Genomic DNA, 18,415 nt, shown 5'->3' with positions numbered 1-18,415 from the left:
GGACAGGATTAACAGGATTCTAAGACTCCGCCTCTTGCGTCTCGGGCTGGTCGAGCGGCTCGCGATAACCGCATTCCTTTTGCGGACAAACCTTGGCTGTGCCCTTGGTCTTGGTCGTCTTGATGGTCATCACCGCCCAGCCGCACTTTGGACAGGGTTCGGCGATGGGTTCGTCCCAGACCGCATAGTCGCACTTGGGGTAGGTGGAGCAGGAATAAAAAATCTTACCCCGCCGCGATTTTTTCTTCTGTAACGTGCCCTTTTGACATTTGGGACAGACCACGCCCGTATCCTCGGGCTTCTCCAGCGGCTCGATGTGCTTGCACTTAGGATAGGCGCTGCAACCGATGAACTTACCGTAACGACCGCGCTTGATCTCCAGCGGGGCGTCGCACTCGGGGCAGGTTCGGCCCTCGACGATCTCCGGTGCCTCGGCCTCTGCCTTGTCGGCGTTGAGGTCGCGGGTGTAGTCGCAGTCGGGATACTGGGTGCAGCCGATAAAGCGTCCGTTGCGCCCGAGTCGGATGGACAGCGGCCCGCCGCATTTGGGACAAAGTTCGTCGAGCTTTTCCTGCGTCACGTCGCTACGCTTGACGTTCTCCTGGGTGTTGTCAACCAACTCCTTGAAAGGCTTCCAGAAATTTTCGAGCAGCGGCACCCATTCCTCCTCGCCGCGCGAGACCGCGTCCAGTTCGTCCTCCAGGCGCGCGGTGAAGTCGTAGTCGACGTAGGCGGTAAAATATTCGGTGAGGAATTTGTTGACCACCCGCCCCACATCGGTCGGCGAAAAGCGCTTTTTGTCGAGGATGACGTATTCGCGATCCTGCAGAGTGGAGATGATAGAGGCGTAGGTGGACGGCCGACCGATGCCGAATTCCTCCAGTTCCTTGACCAGCGACGCCTCGGAATAGCGCGGCGGCGGTTCGGTAAAATGCTGCTCGGGCCGAATGGCCAGCAGATCGACCAGATCTCCGGTCTGCATCTCCGGCAGCATCCGCTCCTCGTCGTCATCGGCGCTCTTGGCATCATCGCGTCCTTCGAGATAGACGCGCATGAAGCCCGGCTCGGCGATGATCGAGCCGGTCGCGCGCAGCAGATTACCCGCTCCCGCGCTCAGATCGACCGCGACCTGATTGATGAGCGCATGCGCCATCTGACAGGCCAGGGTCCGTTTCCAGATCAGCTCGTAGAGCCGGAATTGCTCGGGAGTCAGATGCGCCTTGACCACCGTTGGCTCGCGCAGGATCGAGGTCGGACGGATCGCCTCATGCGCCTCCTGGGCGTTCTTGGCCTTGGTCTTGAACAGACGAGGCTGGTCCGGCAGGTCGGCGGCGCCATAGCGCTCGGTCACGTAGACGCGAATCTCCTCCACGGCCTCCTGGGCCAGATTGACCGAGTCGGTTCGCATATAGCTGATCAGACCGACCGCGCCGCCGCCGACATCGACGCCTTCATAGAGTTGCTGGGCCACCCGCATGGTGCGCAGGGTCGTGAAACCGAGCTTGCGCGCCGCTTCCTGCTGGAGGGTCGAGGTGATGAAAGGGGGGGCCGGATGGCGCTTGCGCTGCTTGCGCTCGACCTGTTCGACCTTGAGCTTGCCGTTGGCGGCCTGTTCCAGCGTCTGCCGCACCTCGGTGGCACGCGTCTCGCCGGCGATCGTGAACTGCTCCACCTTCTCGCCGCCGAAGGTCGTCAGCTTGGCGCTGAATGACTTGGCGTCTTTCGCGGCATCGGCCTCGATGGTCCAATATTCCTGCTGGACGAAGGCTTCGATCTCGTTCTCGCGTTCGCAGATCAGACGCAGCGCCGGACTCTGAACCCGCCCGGCCGAGAGTCCGCGGCGGATCTTCTTCCACAACAGCGGGGACAGATTGAAGCCGACCAGATAGTCCAACGCGCGCCGCGCCTGCTGGGCGTTCACCAGGTCATAGGAGAGTTCGCGGGGGTTCGCGACCGCCTCCTGGACCGCGCGCTTGGTGATCTCGTTGAACACCACCCGATGCACCGGTCGGTCGCCCAACTGCTTGCGGCCCTTGAGCAGTTCATACAGATGCCAAGAGATCGCCTCGCCCTCGCGATCCGGGTCGGTCGCCAGATAGAGCGCCGTGGCCCCTTTGAGCTTTTTGGCGATGGCCTGGACGTGTTTCTCGTTGCGGTCGATGATCTGGTATTTCATCGCGAAGCCGTTCGCGGTGTCGACGGCGCCCTCCTTTGGCACCAGATCGCGCACATGGCCATAGGAGGCGATGACCTCGAAATCGGGTCCGAGATATTTTTCGATGGTCTTGGCCTTGGCGGGCGATTCGACGATAACGAGATTCATGTGGTCTTCTGGTCGGAGGTGGCGCGATTTTTCTAGGGTAAACCGATTTTGAGCCGCGTCTAGGGCGATCTACCTTGCCGCGCACGAATTAAGGCGATTTCCGGGAAAGTTTATACCCATGCCAAAGGCTTCAAAATGGACAGGATTAAACCGCGCCCAGCATGGTATGCGATGTTTTTGGATTGGATCCATCTCGGCAGCATCCACAACTGTCGGAGCTGGCGCGGTTTAAAACATGAAAAATTAAAAATTTTAAACCGCGTCTCCACGGATTCCGCAAAAACCCCAAAGGCCAGACACAAAATGAAAATGACGCAGATCGCTCTGGACGCGGTTTAATGCAGATACACGGGCTCTTCGTTATAGACCATGTCTTCCATCTGGGTGAAGGCATCTTCCCGGCCTGGGCGATTCATGAGCACCAGCAGCACCACCCATTTGACCTCATCGACCGTGACCAGCGGGTGATCGATCGCCAGCAGACGGTCGATCGCCAGCTCACGACTGGCCGGATCGAGGATTCCACTCTGTTCCAGAAACAGAAGCAGTCCGCGCGCCTCCACATCCAGCTTGGCGCATTCGACCTCGCAGTAGAGACGCAACGAGCCCACGGCATGGTCGTGGGACTGAGGCGCGTCGACACCGACGGCCAATTCGTCGAGCCAAAGCAACGCCTTGTCGATCTCTGTCTTGCTGAAACCCGCCTCTGACAGTTCGTCTTCCAGATCGCTTTGGTCGACCGGGGGCTGACTCTCGCCGTCCATATAATTCTCATAGAGATAGATCAACACATCGACCATGTTTTCGTACATCAACCAACCTCGTGGAGGGCATCGGCCGTCAGGCCGACAGAGACAATCGTCAAACAATGCCATGACCGCTCATGACTGGATCGCGACCGGCATGACAGGCGCTGCATGAACCGGCCGGCGTCATCGCTGACGCGGGTTAGGCGCGAGAACGGTGATAGCGTCCTCCAGGGGCCGATGATACATGACCGCTCAATTCGAGAACCAACAACATGGCGGCAACGCGCTGGGCAGGCAACCCGCTGCGCTCGATCAATTCATCCGGGGCAACCGGGTCGAACCCCATGGAATTCAGCAACCGCTGCGACTCCGCGTCAAGGGATACCGACAGATCTGGCGCCGCTTCCGCCTCCGTCAGATCCACGGCAGTGGCCGCGGTCGCCGCGAGGGCCGAGTCTGGTGCCGCCAGCGCACAATGCAGCAGTGGCGCCAGTTCCACCAGAATTTCCTGGGCGGATTCGACCAGCCTGGCACCATCGCGAATCAGCGCGTGACAGCCCCGCGCCAGCGGGTTGCGGATCGATCCCGGCACGGCGAACACCTCGCGCCCCTGTTCGAGCGCGGTACGGGCGGTAATCAGGGATCCGCTTTTCAGGGCCGCCTCCGTGACCAGCACCCCCAGACTCAATCCGCTGATGAGTCGGTTGCGACGTGGAAAATTTCGGGCCAGCGGCCCCTGCCCCGGCGGAAACTCGCTAACCAGAGCGCCCGCGCCCGTGTCGGCGATCCGGCGGGCCAGATCCCGATGGACCGCGGGATAGACGCGGTCGGGTCCGGTCCCAAGCACCGCGACGGTTCGCCCGCCTCCCGCCAGGGCGGCGGCATGTGCGGCACCGTCGACGCCAAGCGCCAGACCGCTGGTGACGATCAATCCGAAACCGACCAACTGCCGGGCGAACTCCCGGGTGGTCTCAAGTCCGCCCGGCGTGGGATTGCGGCTGCCGACGATGGCGATCTGGGGTTCGGCGAGCAGACCGGCATCGCCGCGCACATAGAGCAGCGGGGGCGCATCGTGGATCTCGGCGAGCAGCGGGGGATACCGGGGATCGGCAAGGGTGAGGATATGGGCATCGGGCTGAGCCGACCAGTCCAGCACGGCCGCGAGAGCGTCCGGATCCGGCTGCTTGAGGGCCGCCACGCTTGCCGGCTTCAGGCCCGCGGCGGCAAGCCGTTCGGGGGAGGCGCGCAGAACCGCGACGGGACTGCCGAAGTGCTCGATCAGTCTGGCGACGGTGCGCGGACCGATCCCTGGCGCATTGGCCAAGGCGAGCCAGGCGTCGAGCGGCGCGTCCAGCGGATTCGAGCGCGGACTCAAGACGCGATCAAGAGGGCGGTGGCGCGACCTGGTCGCCAACCGTGAAGGCGCGCTGGGCATTCAGCACCAGGGCGAAGCTCACCCGCTCGAAGGTCCGGAAGACCATCAGGACGCCCGCGCGTTCAAAGGGTGCGACGAACTGCGCGTTCTTCCTGCGGAAATCCGCGTGGAGCGGCAAGGGTGCGTTCGGGGAGGGCTCGTCGCGACGCCAGCCCTTGTTCTCGAAATCGCGACCGTACCAGAACTCGGTCGACAAGGGGCTCTCGCTGCGCCAGTTGGAGACGATACTGCCGCCGCGCACCTGATCGCGTTGCTTGGTACCGCCGACGAATGCCTCGAAGACATGGCCCGGTTCGATGCGGTCACGGGTTCCGCGATTGAGGACGACGACATCGAATTGACCGATCTGCGAGACGCCGTTGAGCACCGACAGGATGCGGCCCCTGGTTCCCGCCGGCGCGGGTCGCGGGTAAAAATTCTCGAGCGGTTTCTCGACACTGGCGGGGATCACGCGATCGCCGATGGACACCTCGCGTTCCGAGCGCACGACCTGAAGTTTGGCCGGATCGCCGACACGCTCCAGCGCGGCGTTGGCGACAAAGAGCGCCTCGTAGCCCAGGATTTCGTTGGTGTCGGGATCGCGCAGCGCGTCTCCGGGCCGGAGAATCTGGAAATTCGTCTGCTGGTTGGAACGGATTCGGCGCACGTAGATGGAGTCGTGCAAACCCGCCACCAGATGTTCGTCCGGGAAACCCACGACATAGGAGGCGCGCTCGATCTGATCCGAGTCCGCCACATAGGGCTGGGTCAGGAAGGGTGCGATCGAGGCGATCCTGATCGTCGGCACCGCCTCCTTGAGCGAAGACGCGCGAACCTGCGGGCTCAGTCGCACCACCCGCATGCCGTCGCGGGATCCGGACGCCGAACTGCCGCCACGCGCCACCCCGATCCGCGGTTGCCCGTCGACCATCGTCAACTGGAGCACATCGCCGGGGTAGATGAGATCAGGATCGTCTAGGCCCTCGTTGGCCTGCCAGACCTCCGACCAGCGCCAGGGGTCGCGCAGAAACCGCCCGGCGATGTCCCAGAGCGTATCGCCCGAACGCACGACATAGGTCTGCGGCGCATCGGGCGCCAGTTCGACGGCAAGCGCCACGGTGGACAGCAGAAGCAGGATGCCGGCAAGTAGGGCAGTGATGGCGAAACGGCTGATCATGGCGCAACGAAACCTCCGGGGTGGTCGAAACGGGATTCACCCGCCCCCATCAAGGTGGTGTGGTATTCTTACCGATAGTAGCGCACGCGACTCTGTCTATTCCACTCGTTTACTGCAAACTCGCAAAGATGGCTAAGCTCGATATCCTTACCTTTCCCGACCCCCGGCTGCGCCATAAGGCACGGCCCGTGGAGCACGTCGACGCCGCGATCCAGCGCTTGGTCGATGACATGCTGGAAACCATGTACGCCGCGCCAGGTATCGGCTTGGCGGCTACCCAGGTCGATGTCCCGCTCCAGGTGCTGGTGATCGACACCTCCGAACGCCATGACACGCCACTGTGCCTGATCAATCCCCGGATCCTGTCGCTGGAAGGCACGGAGCAGATGGACGAGGGCTGTCTCTCCGTGCCGGGCTTTTACGAAACGGTCACCCGCGCCGAGCGGGTCAGCGTCCAGGCGCTCGACCGCGCGGGCGAGCCCTTTACCCTGGACGCCGACGGACTGCTCGCGGTCTGCATCCAGCACGAGATCGACCACCTGGCGGGGAAACTCTTCGTCGACCATATCTCGATGCTCAAGCGTCAGCGCATTCGACGCAAGCTGGAGAAGGATCAACGACAGTCCGCGGCACCAGCCGGCGAACCGCGACGGGGCATCCTCTGATGCGGGCCGGTCATCGCAGAGATTCGACGCGAAGCGCGCCTTTGCGCATCCGCCGCCGGCGCGCTCCGAGTCGGGATGTTGGCCGGGGCTCCGGCGGTCAGTCGATGCAATGGCCTACCCCGCGATGAACAACACCCGAGTGATCTTCGCGGGAACGCCCGAGTTCGCGGTCCCGAGTCTCGCCGCCCTGCTGGACGCCGGACTGGACGTCGTCGCGGTCTACACGCAGCCGGACCGCCCGGCCGGACGCGGACAAAAGCTCCAGGCGAGCCCGGTCAAGGCGCTGGCCCAGGCCCGTGCCATCCCGGTTTTTCAGCCCGAAAGCCTGAAACGGGACGCCGACGCGGTGACCCAACTGCGCGCACTCGATGCCGACCTGATGGTGGTGGTGGCCTATGGGCTGCTTCTCCCGGTCGCGGTTCTGGAAGCGCCCCGTCTCGGCTGTCTCAACGTGCATGCCTCGCTGCTCCCGCGCTGGCGCGGCGCGGCGCCGATCCAGCGCGCGGTACTCGCCGGGGACGCGCTTGCCGGGGTCTGCATCATGGGGATGGAAGCCGGTCTCGACACCGGTCCAGTCTATCATCGCGTCGAGACGCCGATCGGCCCGCGCGAAACCGGCGGCAGTCTCCATGACCGGCTCGCGACCCTGGGCGCCAGCGCACTGCTCGCGGCGCTCCCGGGGGTTCTCGACGGTTCGTCCGTCCCCGAGCCCCAGGACGACGCGCTCGCGACCTACGCGCGTAAGCTCACCAAGGAGGAGGCGCGCATCGACTGGACCCAACCCGCCGACGCCATCGAGCGTCAGGTGCGCGCCTTCGACCCCTGGCCGGTCGCGCAGACCAGCCTGGACGGCGCGGTCCTGCGCGTCTGGGATGCCGAGGCCGACGAGGGGGCGACGCCCCCGGCCGCTCCCGGAGAGGTCGTCGCCACCGACAAAACCGGCATCATCGTGGCGACCAGCCGGGGCACGCTGCGCATCACCCGTCTTCAGCCCGCCGGGAAAAAACCCATGAGCGCAACGGATTTCCTCAATGCACGACACCTGGACGGGCTGCGGCTTGGTTGATCCTGGACAGCACGCAAGTCCAGGCACTCCCGCTGGCGCCGAAGCGCGCGCGGCCGCCGCGCTCAACCTGCATCGGGTCCGCGATCAGGGTCAATCGCTGACGCGGGTTCTCCAACAGCCCCAGGCCGCGCGCGCGCCCGCCGATCAACCTTTGATCCAGGAGATGACCTACGGGGCGCTGCGACTGCTGCCCCGACTGGAGGCGCTGGCCGGACGTCTGCTCAATCGCCCCGTCAAGAAATCCGACCGGGATCTGGAGGCGCTGATCCTGATCGGGCTGTATCAGCTCATCGCGATGAAAATTCCGGCGCACGCCGCCGTGTCGGCCACCGTCGACGCCAGCCGCCTCCTCGGCAAGCCGGACAAGGCACCGTTGGTCAATGCGCTGCTGCGGCGGTTCCTGCGCGAACGCGAGACCCTGCTGGCCGAGATCGAGCATGAGCCCGGCGCCCGCTGGCTCTTTCCCGACTGGCTGCTGACCCGCCTGCGCCGCGACTGGCCCGAGGATTGGGAGCGCATCGTCGACGCCAGCAACGCGCGTCCACCGATGGCCCTGCGGGTCAATCGCCTACGTGCCAGCCTGAGCGATTACGCCGACCAACTCGCCGCCGCCGGCATCGCCGCGCGCCCCGTCCCAGGGTGCGAGATGGGTTTGATCCTCGACCGCCCCCACGCCACCCGCGATCTCCCCGGTTTCGAGCGCGGGCTCGTGTCGGTGCAGGACAGCGGCGCCCAACTCGCGGCCCACTGGCTCGACGCTACCCCTGGACAGCGCGTCCTCGACGCCTGCGCCGCGCCCGGCGGCAAGACCGCCGCCATCCTGGAGCGGGCCGACAATGCCTTGGATCTGATCGCCATCGACAGCGACGCCTCGCGGCTCGACACCGTGCGCGCGACCCTCGACCGGCTCGGCCTAACGGCCAGCGTCATCCAGGCCGATGCCGCCGCTCCCCAGGGCACCTGGACCGAGCGCCCCTTCGACCGCATTCTGCTCGATGTCCCCTGCTCCGCCACCGGCGTGATCCGCCGCCATCCGGACATCAAATGGCTGCGGCGCGACCGCGATATTCCCGAACTCGCTGCGACGCAGGCGGCGATGCTCGACGCCATCTGGCCCCTGCTCGCGCCCGGCGGACGCCTGCTCTACGCGACCTGTTCGCTGCTGGCCGAGGAAAACCACGAGCAGATCGCCGCTTTTCTGTCCCGTCAGCCGGAGGCGCGCGAACGGGATCTGCCGACCGCTTCAGGCCAGACCTGCCCTCGCGGGCGTCAATGGCTGCCGACGCCGGACGGGAGCGACGGTTTTTACTATGCGATCATCGAGCGAGTGTCCGCATGAGCGGGGGACACGCAACTCGGTCGCGGCGCGCGCTGGCACTGAGTCTGGTGTTCTCGCTCCTGACCTGGGCAATCCTGTCATCCGCCCTTGCGGGAGATGACTTCGAGTTCCGGCAATCCCAAATTCGACTTGAGGACGGAATCTACTATCTGGATGCCACCATGGACTCGGCGTTCAGCGAGGAGGCCCTGGAGGCGCTGAACAATGGGGTTCCCCTGACGATCATCATCCATCTGCAAATCCGGCGCGTCAACGCCTGGCTGTGGGAAGACAGTCTGCTGGATCGGCAGATGCGCTACGCCATCCGCTATAAGCCATTGTCCGAACGCTACGAGGTGTATCGCCTGCCGGGCACCAGCGGACGCGGATTCGAGACCCGTGAGGCCGCGATCCGCGCGCTAGGCGAACTCCAGAATGTGCAACTGATCGCGCAGGACAAACTGGACGAGGAAGAGGAGTACGAGATCCAGATCAAGGTCTTTCTGGACATTGAGGAATTACCCCTGCCGCTGCGCCCCATGGCCTATCTCAAACCGTCCTGGAAGCTCTCCAGCGGGTGGAGCAAGTGGCCGCTAAGCCCCTGATGCGACTGCGCGAACTCGGAATACTGCCAGTCGCCGGACTGATCGTCGGATTGTTCGTGGTACTGGTGCTGATGCGCGACGCGGTGCAGAACTCCGAGGCGCTCAGCCGCGCCTTCGTGCCGCTGCTGTTCGCGGTCCTGGCCGGGCTTCTGGTGCTGGCCGTGCTGGTGGCGGTCAACGTGGTCAAACTGGTCCGGCGCCATCGCCGCCAGGCGGCCGGATCGCGACTGACCGCGCGCATCGTCACCCTGTTCGCGCTCATCTCGCTGCTGCCGGTTGGCGTGGTCTACTATTTCTCGCTCGGCTTTCTCCTGCGCGGGATCGATAGCTGGTTCGATGTCGAGATCGGACGCGCCATGCAGGATGCGCTGCTGCTGAATCAGGCCTCGCTCGATCTCAATCAGCGGGTGCTCGGCAAATACACCGAGCAACTGCTCGCCGGTATCGAGGACCGTTCGGCGACCGCGATCGCGCTCAGCCTCAATCATCGGCGCCGTCAGGCTGGCGCCATCGAATTGACCGTCTATGGGCCAGGCGGCCAGGTTTTAGGCACGGCCAACGAGGATCCCACGCAACTGGTTCCCGACCACGCCGAGCGCGAGATTCAGCAGAGCGTGCGCGCCGGCAACAATTATGTCGGACTGGAAAGCGGCCCCGGCGACGAACTGGTGGTGCGCGCGCTGGTCAACGACCCCGGCGGCCGCGAGATGCAGATGCAGGCGATCTTCCCGACCTCCGCGCGCATCAGCGAACTCTCCGCGCGTCTCGAAGAGGCTTACAATCGCTACACCGAGCTGGCCTATCTGCGCCAGTCACTCAAATTCAGCTTTTCGCTGACCCTGTCGCTGGTGCTCCTGTTCGGCCTCATGGCCGCCTTGATCGCGGCCTTTCATACCGCGCGCCGGCTGGTCGCGCCGGTGGCGGATATCGCTCGCGGCACCCGCGCCATCGCGGAAGGCAACTACGAGCAGCAGATACCGCTGCCGGGACATGACGACGAAATCACCTTTCTGGTCGCTTCGTTCAATGCCATGTCACGCCGGATCGCCCGGGCGCGCGACGAGGCCGCGCGTAGCAAACTGGCGGTCGAGACCCAACGCAACTATCTCGAAACCGTGCTCGGGCGTCTCTCCTCGGGTGTCGTGGCCTTCGATGAAAGCCAATGTCTACGCACCGCGAATCCCGCCGCGCGCAAGATTCTGACGTTGAACTTCGCCGAGGACGCGGGTCCGACGCTCGAACGGATCGAGCGCGAGCAGCCCTGTCTCACCCCCTGGACCGAAACCGTCCGCCGTCACCTCGCCGCTGGCGATGCCTGGCGTGCCGAGGTGATCCTGCAACGCGGCGAAGGCAACCAGACGCTGCTGTGTCGCGGCAGTCCCCTGCCTCTTCCGGATTCCGAGCAGCGCGGTCATGTGGTGGTCTTCGACGACATCACCTCGCTCATCACCGCCCAGCGCAATGCCGCCTGGGGCGAGGTGGCGCGACGCCTGGCTCACGAGATCAAGAATCCGCTCACACCTATTCAACTCTCCGCCGAACGGCTCCGTCACAAGCTGCTGTCCAAGGCCGACGAGGCCGATGCCAGAATCATCGACCGCGCCACCGGCACCATCATCGCGCAGGTCGAGGCCATGAAGGCCATGGTCAACGATTTTTCGGACTATGCGCGCGGCCCCCGGATCCAGCGCGAGCCACTGCTTCTCGATCGGTTGATTCAGGAGGTTCTGGATCTTTATCGCAGTGCCGGGACGCCCGCGCTGCACATCGGTCTGAACGCGGCGGGGGTTCAAGTTCGCGGCGATCCGCTGCGGCTGCGTCAATTGATCCACAACCTCATCAAAAACGCGCAGGAGGCATTGGAAGGCCGCGCCAACGCACGCATCGGCGTGACCACGGACGTGATCGACGAACTGGCGCCAGACGTCTCTCAAGTGGAGGCCGGCTCTGCGGTACAGCTCACCGTAACCGATAACGGTCCCGGTTTCGAGGCGCACCTGCTGGAGCGGCTCTTCGAGCCCTATGTCACCACCAAAGCGAAGGGGACAGGACTTGGGCTGGCCATCGTCAAGAAGATTATTGAGGAGCACGGCGGTATGATCGCGGCTGAAAACACCGGCGAGGGCGCCTTGATCAGGATCCGACTGCCGGTCTGGCAAGCCGCCCTGCGCACGAACCAACGTCTGGAGCAAGACACACACCCATGAGCGCAACACACATCCTGGTGGTGGACGACGAGCCCGACATTCGCGGCCTGGTCCAGGAAATCCTGGAGGACGAGGGCTATACCGTCGCCATTGCCGAAAACGGCGAGACCGCGCGTCATGCCCTGCGCGACCGGCGCCCGGACCTGATTCTGCTGGACATCTGGATGCCCGACATCGACGGCATCACGCTGTTGAAGGAATGGGCGGAAGAAGAGGGACTACCCTGTCCGGTCATCATGATGTCCGGTCACGGCACGGTCGAGACCGCGGTGGAGGCCACCCGGCTTGGCGCCTACGACTTTCTCGAAAAACCGCTGTCCATGGCCAAGCTGCTGCTCACGGTCGAGCGTGCGCTGGAGGCGGACAAGCTCCAACAGGAAAACATCGGTTTAAAGCGCCGCACGCCGCAGGTGCACGAGCCCATCGGGCGCAGCGCGGCCATACAGCGACTGCGCGAGCAGGTCAAGCGCATCGCCCAGCACGACACCTGGGTGTTGATCATGGGCGAGGCCGGCAGCGGGCGCGAGACCTTCGCCCGCTATCTGCACTCCCAGAGCGCGCGCCGCGAGCGGCCCTTCGTGGATCTCAGCGTCTCCTCGCTGGCCGGCGGCAACGCCGCGCGCGAGTTGTTCGGGACCGAGGAAGGCGAGCATACGCACTACGGCAGTCTGGAGAAGGCGGCGGGCGGCACCCTGCTGCTCGACGAAGTCGCCGACATGGAACTCGACGCGCAGTTGAAACTGCTGGGCGCCCTGGACAGCGGCTCCTTCCTGCGCGTGGGCGGCAGCGAGCCGGTACGCATCGACGTGCGCATCGTCGCCGTCACCCAGCGCAACCTGGAAGACGAGGTGCGCGCCGGACGCTTCCGCGAGGATCTCTTCTATCATCTCAACGTCGTCCCGCTCAACGTGCCGTCCCTGCAGGAACATGCCGAGGACGTGCCGGACCTGCTGAATTTTTATCTGGACTATTTCGCCACCCACGAAAAACTGCCCTACCGTCGCTTCAGCGTCGGCGCGCAGAACTTCCTGCGCAATTACGGCTGGCCGGGCAATGTCCGCGAACTGAAGAACCTGGTCCAGCGCGTGCTGATTTTGGGCGCCGGCGACGAGATCGGGCAGAAAGAGGTCGAAACCGCGCTCGGCGCGCCGCCGCCGATTCAGGTTCAGGCGCTGGAGGGTCTGGTGTCCTTCGATCAGCCGCTGCGCAACGCGCGCGAGCAGTTCGAGAAGGCGTATCTGGATTATCAATTGGAAAAGCACGCCGGCAACGTCAGCAAGATGGCCAAGGAGGCCGGCATGGAACGCACCCACCTCTATCGCAAGCTGCGCTCGCTCGGGATCGAGATCAAGGAGCGGCGTTAAACCGCGTCTGGCGGGATATTCACCGTTGGTGCGTTGGCCCTGGCCTCGCGTCAATCCACGGACGCGACAGTTGACGCGGTTTAAATGATAAAAATTCAATCCTGAAACCGCGTCAACTCCAACGTTTGCTGGTTCTTACGAGGCCGAACCAATGCACCAGCCGCACACGTCCTGCCGGACGCGGTTTCAATGAAGATCATCATCCTGGGCGCTGGCCAGGTCGGCACCTCGGTGGCCGCCAATCTGGTCAGCGAGGCCAATGACATCACGGTGGTGGATCACAACCCGGAACTTCTGCGCGAATTACAGGAACGCTTCGACCTGCGTACCGTGCTGGGTCACGGCGCGCATCCGGATGTGCTCGCGCGCGCCGGCGCCGATGACGCCGACATGATCATCGCCGTCACCAACAGCGACGAGACCAACATGGTGGCCTGTCAGGTCGCCTATACGCTGTTTCATACGCCCACCAAGATCGCGCGGGTGCGCGCTCAAAGCTTCCTCGATCAGCCCAGGCTCTTCGGCACCGACGCCCTGCCCATCGATGTCGCCATCAGCCCCGAGGCATTGGTGACCAGCTACATCCTGCGCCTGATCGAAAACCCCGGCACGCTCCAGGTGCTCGATTTCGCTGGCGGACGCATCCGGCTGGTCGCGGTCAAGGCGTATTATGGCGGCCCGCTGGTCGGTCACGAATTGCGCGCGCTCCAGGAGCATATGCCCCAGGTGGATGCGCGGGTGGCGGCCATCTATCGTCAGGATCGTGCCATCCAGCCGGAGGGCGATACCGTCATCGAGGCCGATGACGAGGTCTTTTTTCTCGCCGCCCCGATCCATATTCGCGCGGTCATGGGGGAATTGCGGCGACTCGACAAATCCTACAAGCGTCTGATCGTCGCCGGCGGCGGCAACATCGGCACCCGGCTTGCCCGCGCGCTCGAAGCCAACTACCGGGTCAAGCTCATCGAGCGCAATCTGAACCACTGCAAACGTATCGCCGAGGATCTGGAAAAGACCATCGTGCTGCACGGCGATGCCGCGGATCAGGAACTGCTGCTGGAAGAGAACATCGAGAACACCGATGTCTTCTGCGCCGTCACCAACGACGACGAGGCCAAAATCCTCTCCGCCATGCTCGCCAAGCGGCTGGGCGCGCACGAAATCGGCCGGCTGATCCACCCCAACGCGCAACTCCCCGTGCGCATCGGCGGCAAGAGCGTCAATCATCGCGTGGTGGACGCGGTCTGGGGATTTTTCTCGCTCTATGTCGCCAGCTTCGTCCTCATGTATCTGCTGCTGGCGGCGACCGGGCTGGATCTGCTGACCGCCTTTTCGGCGGTGGCCGCCTGCATCAACAATCTCGGCCCTGGCCTGGCGCAGGTTGGCGCCCATTACGCCGACCTGCACGATCTGGCGAAATGGATCCTCTGCTTCGCCATGCTGCTCGGACGGCTGGAGATTTTCACCCTGCTGGTGCTGCTGAGCCCGGCCTTCTGGCAGCGTTGAGGAGGAAATCCGCGATCGCGTTCGCGTCATCGAGCGGCAGGACCGGCGGGTGTCCGTCAGCGGGTAGCTCGTCGGGGGTCGCCACCGCGATGATGTCGCCATCGCCTGGATAGAGCGGCGCCTGACCGAGCGCGGCGCGGTAGATCTCGATCTTGGGATAGCGGGCATGCTTGAAGCCCTCGACCAGAATCAGGTCCAGTCGGTCCGACTCGAAGCGCGCGAGCATCGCGTCGAGGTCGGGATCTTCCCCCTTCGCGGCATTCTCGACCTGCAATGCCCAGCGTTCGCGGGAGGCCAGCAGGGTCTGGGCCGCGCCGGCGGCACGGATCTCGAAGCTATCCTTCCCCGGCACGTCGAGGTCGAAGGTGTGATGGGCGTGCTTGAGATAACCGACCCGCAGCCCACGTTCGCGCAGAACCGCGACGAGCCGCCGCAGCAGGGTGGTCTTGCCGCTGCCGCTCGGGGCCACGAAACCGAATACCGGAATCTCGACTTGCATCGTCTGTTTTCGTTCCTGGAAGGCGCTTTTGAACCGCAAAGAGTGCAAAAGAATGTTGATCGTTTCGGCCCGGTCGCTCGCAACGACGCACGCCTTGACGGACGCGGTTCAGGCGCCCCCCTTGAGCATCCCGATCACGGCGGCCAGTTCCTCGCTCGCCTCCGCGATCACGTCGACCTTGCCCGCCGTCTCGGAGAACCCCAGGCCCAGCTTGAAATAGGCCGGCACTTCGTCATAGCGCGGCACCGGACCCCGCGATTCGGACTGATTCATGCGATAGAGCCGGGCCACCAGCACGATATCGCAATCGTCGGGCCGGTCGCCCTGGTCGCGATGCCAGTGGCCCGATTCGCGCACCACCTCGACCAGCTCCGGCCCCAGTCCCCAATAGCTCATCACCAGTTCGCCCACCATGTCGCGCAGCTTGAGGATGGCGGCATCCAGTTCGTCGTCGTCGATTTCGCGGTAATGACGGCTAACAAAATCCAGGATGGGAATTTCGCCGACATCGTGCAGCAGTCCCGCCAGCAGGGCCTCCTCGGGGTTGATCCCCTTGCAATGCCGGGCAATCACAAAGCTCAGCGCGGAGATATGGACACTGCGATTCCAGACTGCCTTCATCCGCTGCTTCATCAGCGGCGATTTGGTCTTGAAGACCTTTTGCATGGCCATGCCGACCACGGCCCCGCGGGTGAGATCCATGCCGAGTCGGATGATGGCGCTGCGCAGATCCGCGGTCGGCTTGGCACCGCGGTAGACAGGACTGTTGGCGAGCCGGATCAGCCCCCCGGTCGCGGCCGGGTCCATCTGCACGATACGTGCCAGCCGCGCCGAATTGATGTTCGGATCGCTCATGGCCTCCTGGATCGCCCGTGCCACCTTCGGCAGCGAGGGCAGCGCGAGGCTACCGCTTTTGCAGGCATGATAAAATCGCATCAGCAGGGCGCTTTCGGCCTCGCTGAGATCCAGGTCGTCGAGCGAGCCGCCCGGCGCGGGACGGTCGCCGCTGAGCGTTTCGTAAAGCTGTCGATCCAAACGTAGCAGTTCGGCCTCGCCGAGGGCGACGGCGGAGTCCCGCAAACGACCCGGCTCGAACACCGGATGGCAGGCCCGCATCGAACCCGCCTCCACGATGTCCTTCTGATCACCCTTCAGCAGACAGAGCCTGCCGGCCAGCAAATAATCCAGCCAGGGATGCTCCTGGGTCGCGACGAGTTTTTTACCCGCCGGGAGCGACGCGACCTGACCGCCTCGGGCCAGGCGCGCGCGCTGATCCCGCGTCAATCGATGCACCGGAATCAGATCTTCCAGGGTCTCCGCGGACAGTACAGGGGTAACGGTCAAGCCAGTACCTCCAAGAGCTGGAGCATCGCCTTTGGCAACGGCAGCGGCGATAGCGTTTCAGTCGCCGACGGTTTGCGGATGAGACGATACAGCCCCTGCGCGGATTCGCGATAGACCGTCAGTTCGCCTGACTGGGTGTCCAGCAGACCGGACTGCGCCATCCGGGGATAGTCCTCAACCGACCAGCGGTGGCAAGGCAGACCAACCGCGGATTCTCGCGGAGACAGCATCGATGACATGAAAAACTCCCGACCCTTGGTTGCCAGGGGATTCAAGATGCCTGAAGTATATTCGGCGCCGGCTCCCCATTTTGGACATTTCACCCTCGACAGCGCAGAATGGCCATCGACAGCGGGGCGCAATGCCCCCTCCCCGACATCTGCAACAGCGCATCCCTGACGACATCCCCCAAGCAACCAAACCGCAAAAAACCATGGCTCAATACATCTTCACCATGAACCGGGTCGGCAAGATCGTGCCGCCCAAGCGCGTCATTCTGCGCGATATCTCGCTCTCGTTTTATCCCGGCGCCAAGATCGGCGTCCTGGGTCTGAATGGCTCGGGCAAATCCACCCTGCTCAGGATCATGGCCGGTCTCGACACCGAAATCGAGGGCGAAGCCCGCCCGCTCGCAAACATCAAGATCGGCTTTCTGTCGCAGGAACCACAACTGGATCCCGCCAAGGACGTGCGGGGAAATGTCGAGGAGGCGCTTGGTCATATCAAGGACGCGCTGACCCGGCTCGATGACGTCTACGCCGCCTATGCCGACGCGGACGCCGATTTCGACGCCCTGGCCAAGGAACAGGCGGATCTCGAAAACCTCATCGAGGCCACTGACGGACACAACCTGGAGCGCACCCTGGAGGTCGCCGCTGACGCCCTGCGCCTGCCGCCTTGGGACGCCGACGTGACGAAACTCTCCGGCGGCGAGCGCCGCCGCGTCGCGCTCTGCCGGCTGCTGCTCTCCAAGCCCGACATGCTGCTGCTCGACGAGCCGACCAACCATCTGGACGCCGAATCGGTCGCCTGGCTGGAGCGCTTTCTGCACGAATATCCCGGCACCGTGGTCGCGGTCACCCATGACCGCTACTTCCTGGACAACGTCGCCGGCTGGATCCTGGAACTCGACCGCGGCCACGGCATCCCCTGGGAAGGCAATTATTCCTCCTGGCTGGAGCAGAAGGAGCAACGCCTGGAGTTGGAACAAAAGCAGGAACAGGCCCGCATCAAGGCCATGAAGCACGAATTGGAGTGGGTGCGCTCCAACCCCAAGGGTCGCCACGCCAAGAGCAAGGCGCGCATGGCCCGCTTCGACGAATTGCAGTCGCAGGAATTCCAGTCCCGCAACGAGACCAACGAGATCTATATCCCGCCCGGTCCGCGTCTCGGCGAGTTAGTGATCGAGGCGACAGGACTCAAGAAGGCGTATGGCGACAATCTGCTCTACGAGGATCTGTCGTTCAACCTGCCCCAGGGTGGCATCGTCGGCATCATCGGCCCCAACGGCGCCGGCAAGACCACGCTGTTCCGGCTCCTCACCGGACAGGAACAGCCCGACGCCGGCACGCTACGCATCGGCGAGACGGTCCAGATCGCCCATGTCGATCAGAGTCGCGACGCGCTCGACGACGACAAGACCATCTGGCAGGAAATTTCGGACGGCTCCGACATGATCGTGGTCGGTCGTTACGAGATGCCTTCGCGCGCCTATTGCGGGCGGTTCAACTTCAAGGGCGGGGATCAGCAGAAGCGCATCGGCGATCTGTCCGGCGGCGAGCGCAACCGGGTGCATCTGGCCAAGCTGCTGAAAAGCGGCGGCAATCTGCTGCTGCTCGACGAACCGACCAACGACCTGGACGTCGAGACCCTGCGCGCGCTCGAAGAGGCCCTGCTGACCTTCCCTGGCTGCGCGGTGGTCATCAGCCATGACCGCTGGTTCCTGGATCGCATCGCCACCCACATCCTCGCCTTCGAGGGCGACTCGCAAGTGACCTGGTTCGAGGGGAATTACGCCGACTACGAGGCCGACCGCCACCGCCGTCTGGGCACCGACGCGGATCAGCCGCACCGGCTCAAGTATCGGCGCTTGTCGGCTTAAACCGCGTCAGCTCTGACATGCGTTGTTCCAGCGAGGTTGAGCCAATGCACAAACAACGCATGTCATGCTGGACGCGG

Annotated in this window: 15 protein-coding genes; 8 read left to right on the top strand and 7 right to left on the bottom strand. The window is 64.0% G+C overall.

The genetic code is table 11. From position 1 onward, the window contains the following. Nucleotides 1–19 precede the first annotated feature (19 nt). From topA to THIVI_RS15515, 4 genes are all read right to left on the bottom strand, one after another. Nucleotides 20–2,323, bottom strand: a complete 2,304-nt coding sequence (topA, locus tag THIVI_RS15530; protein WP_014779492.1) for a type I DNA topoisomerase — start codon at nucleotides 2,321–2,323, stop codon at nucleotides 20–22. 335 nt (nucleotides 2,324–2,658) lie between these two features. Next, complete coding sequence (locus THIVI_RS15525; RefSeq protein WP_014779491.1) at nucleotides 2,659–3,135, bottom strand: Smg family protein; 477 nt, start codon at nucleotides 3,133–3,135, stop codon at nucleotides 2,659–2,661. A gap of 136 nt (nucleotides 3,136–3,271) precedes the next feature. Continuing rightward, nucleotides 3,272–4,447, bottom strand: a complete 1,176-nt coding sequence (dprA, locus tag THIVI_RS15520) for a DNA-processing protein DprA (RefSeq protein WP_014779490.1) — start codon at nucleotides 4,445–4,447, stop codon at nucleotides 3,272–3,274. A gap of 7 nt (nucleotides 4,448–4,454) precedes the next feature. Next, entirely contained in the window at nucleotides 4,455–5,663 is a 1,209-nt protein-coding gene (locus THIVI_RS15515) for a LysM peptidoglycan-binding domain-containing protein (protein WP_014779489.1), read from the bottom strand. Between the two features lie 128 nt (nucleotides 5,664–5,791). Here THIVI_RS15515 and def point away from each other — a divergent pair, with 128 nt between their 5' ends. From def to trkA, 7 genes are all read left to right on the top strand, one after another. After that, on the top strand, nucleotides 5,792–6,328 hold the full coding sequence (def, locus tag THIVI_RS15510; RefSeq protein WP_014779488.1) for a peptide deformylase: 537 nt from the start codon (nucleotides 5,792–5,794) through the stop codon (nucleotides 6,326–6,328). A gap of 109 nt (nucleotides 6,329–6,437) precedes the next feature. Beyond that, nucleotides 6,438–7,394 (top strand): methionyl-tRNA formyltransferase, encoded by a 957-nt coding sequence (gene fmt / locus THIVI_RS15505; RefSeq protein ID WP_014779487.1) that lies wholly within the window; start codon nucleotides 6,438–6,440, stop codon nucleotides 7,392–7,394. Then, nucleotides 7,360–8,733, top strand: coding sequence for a 16S rRNA (cytosine(967)-C(5))-methyltransferase RsmB (rsmB, locus tag THIVI_RS15500; protein WP_014779486.1), 1,374 nt, complete (start codon nucleotides 7,360–7,362; stop codon nucleotides 8,731–8,733). Before fmt ends, rsmB begins: the two co-directional genes overlap by 35 nt. After that, the gene (locus tag THIVI_RS15495; RefSeq protein ID WP_014779485.1) at nucleotides 8,730–9,317 is read left to right on the top strand and encodes a DUF4390 domain-containing protein; all 588 of its coding nucleotides are present in this window, start codon (nucleotides 8,730–8,732) and stop codon (nucleotides 9,315–9,317) included. Before rsmB ends, THIVI_RS15495 begins: the two co-directional genes overlap by 4 nt. After that, entirely contained in the window at nucleotides 9,317–11,524 is a 2,208-nt protein-coding gene (locus THIVI_RS15490; RefSeq protein WP_014779484.1) for a sensor histidine kinase, read from the top strand. The genes THIVI_RS15495 and THIVI_RS15490 overlap by 1 nt, the downstream gene beginning before the upstream one ends. Next, nucleotides 11,521–12,888 carry a sigma-54-dependent transcriptional regulator gene (locus THIVI_RS15485; protein WP_014779483.1) on the top strand — a complete coding sequence of 456 codons (1,368 nt, stop codon included), beginning with the start codon at nucleotides 11,521–11,523 and terminating at the stop codon, nucleotides 12,886–12,888. Before THIVI_RS15490 ends, THIVI_RS15485 begins: the two co-directional genes overlap by 4 nt. 189 nt (nucleotides 12,889–13,077) lie before the next feature. Beyond that, the gene (gene trkA / locus THIVI_RS15480; protein ID WP_014779482.1) at nucleotides 13,078–14,394 is read left to right on the top strand and encodes a Trk system potassium transporter TrkA; all 1,317 of its coding nucleotides are present in this window, start codon (nucleotides 13,078–13,080) and stop codon (nucleotides 14,392–14,394) included. On the opposite strand, the gene mobB is transcribed toward trkA, so the two are convergent. The 3 genes from mobB to THIVI_RS24790 form a co-directional block, all read right to left on the bottom strand. Beyond that, the gene (gene mobB, locus THIVI_RS15475; RefSeq protein ID WP_014779481.1) at nucleotides 14,351–14,893 is read right to left on the bottom strand and encodes a molybdopterin-guanine dinucleotide biosynthesis protein B; all 543 of its coding nucleotides are present in this window, start codon (nucleotides 14,891–14,893) and stop codon (nucleotides 14,351–14,353) included. The genes trkA and mobB overlap by 44 nt on opposite strands. Before the next feature lie 108 nt (nucleotides 14,894–15,001). Next, nucleotides 15,002–16,237 (bottom strand): HDOD domain-containing protein, encoded by a 1,236-nt coding sequence (locus tag THIVI_RS15470; protein ID WP_014779480.1) that lies wholly within the window; start codon nucleotides 16,235–16,237, stop codon nucleotides 15,002–15,004. Beyond that, nucleotides 16,234–16,398 (bottom strand): hypothetical protein, encoded by a 165-nt coding sequence (locus tag THIVI_RS24790; protein ID WP_014779479.1) that lies wholly within the window; start codon nucleotides 16,396–16,398, stop codon nucleotides 16,234–16,236. The genes THIVI_RS15470 and THIVI_RS24790 overlap by 4 nt, the downstream gene beginning before the upstream one ends. Nucleotides 16,399–16,670: 272 nt before the next feature. Here THIVI_RS24790 and ettA point away from each other — a divergent pair, with 272 nt between their 5' ends. Continuing rightward, complete coding sequence (ettA, locus tag THIVI_RS15460) at nucleotides 16,671–18,338, top strand: energy-dependent translational throttle protein EttA (RefSeq protein ID WP_014779478.1); 1,668 nt, start codon at nucleotides 16,671–16,673, stop codon at nucleotides 18,336–18,338. Nucleotides 18,339–18,415: the final 77 nt, after the last annotated feature.

Source organism: Thiocystis violascens DSM 198 (assembly GCF_000227745.2).
Taxonomy (GTDB): Bacteria; Pseudomonadota; Gammaproteobacteria; order Chromatiales; family Chromatiaceae; genus Chromatium; species Chromatium violascens.
This window is presented reverse-complemented; position numbering and strand designations above follow the sequence as displayed.